Here is a 3,775-nt window from a genome sequence, read left to right as displayed (position 1 = left end):
CCGCGACCTGGACGTCCTGCGCGCCACCAACGGCAACGCGAAGCTGAACTACCTGGGCGTCTCCTACGGGACCTACATCGGAGCCCTCTACGCCGACCTCTTCCCGGGCCGCGTCGGACGCACGGTCCTGGACAGCGCCATGGACCCCTCGAAACAATCGTATGGCGAAGGCAGAGCCGAGCAGGTCACCTTCTATGAAGGTGTTCTGCGTCAGTACGTCGAGCACTGCCAGGCCCAGACTGGTTGCCCCCTGACCGGCTCCACGGACGAGGCGGTCTCCCAGCTGGCCGCCTTCGTCAACGGCCTGGACAAGAACCCACTGACCACCCCGGACTCCGACGCCACCGTCAACACGCAGGAGGCCACCGACATCATCCTGCAGCTCGCCGTCAGACGGCCGGACTGGGACGGACTGACCGCCATGCTCACCCCGGCGATGACCAACCACGACGGCACCCTCATGGCCAAGGCGAAGCAGGGCTCGAATAAGTCGATGCCCGTCGAAGCGGCGGCCTTCATCGCCAACCGCGAGATCATGTTCGCCGCGGTCGTCTGCAACGACTACCCGGATACGGACAACGCCGCCTCCGAGATGGACGCGCAGACAGCCGCCGAGAGGAAGGCCCACCCCTTCTTCGGCGGCACCTCGAGCGCCATGGAGGCCTACTGCCGAGGCTGGGGACACCACGCTCAGACCCCGCCCCAGAAGATCCAGGTCAAGGGCTCCGACCCGTTCCTCGTCGTCGGGATCAAGGGAGATACACAGACGCTCTACTCCTGGTCGCAGAGCCTGGCCGGCCAGCTGGGCAACGGTCACCTGCTCACCGTCGAGGGCTACGGTCACGGCGCCTTCAGCACGAACACCTGCGCCACCACGGCCATCACCGGATTCCTGGTCAACGGGACCATGCCGGATGAGGGCACCACCTGCGCCGCCGACCCACAACCGGCCGCCAGCGAGCCCCAACCCGCCGCCGGTGAGCCCCAACCCGCCACCGGCGGAGCCAAGGGCTGACAAACAGCGCCACACCGACGAAACCGGGGCCTTGGGCCCACTCCCAGCGAGTGGACCCGAGGCCCCGGCCTAGTGGGACGGAGGTAAGCAGCGTCGTCGGCGGCACACTCGGCTACGGGGCGACAGCGCGCTACTGGAAGTCCCCGAGTCCTGTGGCTCACCGGCTACGTGGGCGGAACCTACTGCAGGTCGGGGCGGGCCGGATCGGGCGGGAAGTGGACCTTCCGAGGCACGGCGCAGTCGCGACCCAGCAGCCCTGACTCCCGGCCGCGCAGGGTGTGGTCGAAGAAATCGGCGACCAGCGCCCGAATGGTCTCCTCGGTCTGTGGCTGAGCCGTGTTGCCGGTCAGGGCGGGACTGACGAAGGAGAACAGGTCATGGCTGACGTGGTTGGTGTTCTCGATGGTGGCGGCCCAGGTCGGCCCGGTGCTGCGGTCGTGGAACTGCTCCTGGAACCGAGCATCCTGGATATAGCCCGCATTCCGGGGCTGCTCGCCTCTGTGGACCTTGGAGATCTCGGCGATGTGGCCGGTGGCCAGGATGTTGAGGCTGGGTGACGGCACGCCGGTGTCGCGGACCGATCCGAAGTGTGTTCCATCCATATTGACTCCGGCGTCGAAGCGCGAATCATCGGCCAGGGCCTGCTCCGCGGTGGCGCCCCCGAAGGAGAAGCCCAGAGCGCCCACGGAGTCGAGGTCGAGCCGATCATGGAACGGACCGCCCGGGTCGGCGTTGAGCCTGGTGAGGTGATCCAAGACGAAGGAGAGGTCCGCGGAATTGGTGGACACCGAGCGGGTCATCCTCGCCAGCGACTCCTCGGCACTCATCTCAACGGTGTCTGCGGTGTCCCGATCGACCTGGCGGCCGTTGGCCAGGGTGACCGGAGCGTTGGAGGTGTAGGGGTGGTCAACGGCGACGACGACGTAACCCCGACTGGCCAGGTCCACCACGAGTGAGGTGTTGTCGAAGCGGCCGGCTCGCGACCCCGGGGAGTAGAAGATGACGGGGAACCCGCCCGGAACCTGAACCACCTCGCCCCCGCGCACCGCGTGAGTGTCGATCAGCCGGAAGTGATTCAACGAGATCTCCAGCAGGCCTCTTGCGCGGGAGGTCCCGATCTTATCGCTCGCGTTCAGCGCGGTGCTCTTGGCCAGCCTGCGGTCCAGGGCAAGCGGCTCTCCTTGGGTTCCCGCCTCCGTCGGGTACCAGATCGAGAGCTCGACCTCACGCAGATCGTTCGCATCAGGTGTCGTCCACTCCCGGCGGTCGGAGTCCGTCAGGTGATCCTCGGTGTACCCGACGGCGTAGGGGCCGGTCGGCGTCGGCAGGTTGAAGACCGGGAGCAGGAGCCCGGCAGCGGATGACACCACCAGGGCGAGGACTCCCACCAGCGCCGCGATACGCCCCAGAACTCGCAGGACGGGCCGCCTGCGCCGCGGCTCGGCGGCGATGGAGGGACGATCCCAGCGGAACCAACGCGCCAGGAGGACACAGGCCAGCACCACCGTGACGGCGTAGGCCGGAACCATGACGAACCGGTGCCGCTCGATGACGAGGTGGCCCAACAGAGGGAGAAGGAGCGCCACCAGCAGGACGAGTTCGGCCCGCGGCCACCGTCGCGCACTCGATGCCTCGGAAGCCACCTGCCACCAACGACGCGGCGATCTGAGGACCGCAAGGAACAGTACCGCAGCATCCACGGCGATCAGCACGACCTCCAGCGTCCTCATCGGCCTTCCCCCTCGCTCGCCCGCCAGATCCGGCACCGACGTTAACCGAGCACTGGCCGCGTCCGCCTCCGTCAGGAGGACGATGCCCTGCGGGCGGGCACCGGCGGAGGCGAGTCGGATGCCGGCGGCCACCGGTGGTGCACACTGTGCCTCATGGCAAACGGGACCAGACGCGACCTCACCGGGCTCCTGGAGTCCATCGGCGGACGCGACGGCCGGCTCGTCCACCTCCAGCGCACCCCGGCCCGGCCGGGCCGCCACGGCGACTGGCCCGACTGGGCGGACCCCGATCTCGTGGCCGCCTACCGCCGCATCGGCGTCGAGCGCCCCTGGACGCACCAGCTCACCGCCGCGCAGTCCGCCCACGCCGGCCACCACACGGTCCTGGCCACCGGCACCGGCTCGGGCAAGTCCCTGGCCGCATGGCTGCCGGCGCTCTCCGACATCCTGGCCGCACAGTCCTCCGGCGCCGACACGCGCATCTCCGCGCACGGCCGGCGCCCCACCATCCTCTACCTCTCCCCCACCAAGGCACTCGCCGCCGACCAGGCCGCCTCCCTGGTCCGACTCATCGGCGAGCTCGAGACAGTCCAGCGCGAGGCCGGGGCAACCGCCGGCTCCTTGCGCACGGTGCGCGTCGGCACCTGCGACGGGGACACGCCTCTGCCCGAGCGCGACTGGGTACGCGCCCACGCCGACGTCGTCCTGACCAACCCCGACTTCCTCCACTTCTCGCTGCTGCCGGGCCACGAGCGCTGGAGTCGCCTCCTGCGGGGCCTGCGCTACGTCGTCATCGACGAGTGCCACGCCTACCGCGGGATCCTGGGGGCGCACGTCGCCCTCGTGCTGCGCCGTCTCCTGCGGCTCGTGGCGCGCCTGCGCCCGCACGGCCCGCAGCCGGTCGTCCTGTGCGCCTCGGCGACGGCGGCAGAACCCGCCCTCACCGCCTCCCGACTCATCGGTGCCGGGCCCGACGACGTCGTGACCGTCACCGATGACGACGCCCCCGCCGGGGAGCGCACCCTGGCCC

3 protein-coding genes are annotated in these 3,775 nt (G+C 69.6%); 2 read left to right on the top strand and 1 reads right to left on the bottom strand.

What is annotated here, in order from left to right; translation table 11 throughout:
• Positions 1–1,015 (top strand): alpha/beta hydrolase (locus RWR81_RS12840; RefSeq protein ID WP_314458111.1); only part of this gene is annotated, 1,015 nt, incomplete at its 5' end.
• 179 nt (positions 1,016–1,194) lie between these two features.
• On the opposite strand, the gene RWR81_RS12835 is transcribed toward RWR81_RS12840, so the two are convergent.
• Entirely contained in the window at positions 1,195–2,877 is a 1,683-nt protein-coding gene (locus RWR81_RS12835; RefSeq protein WP_314458110.1) for a hypothetical protein, read from the bottom strand.
• Positions 2,878–2,898: 21 nt separating this feature from the next.
• Here RWR81_RS12835 and RWR81_RS12830 point away from each other — a divergent pair.
• The coding region (locus RWR81_RS12830; RefSeq protein WP_314458109.1) for a DEAD/DEAH box helicase at positions 2,899–3,775 on the top strand (877 nt) is incomplete at its 3' end.

It is taken from the genome of uncultured Actinomyces sp. (assembly GCF_963526355.1).
Classification (GTDB): domain Bacteria; phylum Actinomycetota; class Actinomycetes; order Actinomycetales; family Actinomycetaceae; genus Actinomyces.
This window is presented reverse-complemented; position numbering and strand designations above follow the sequence as displayed.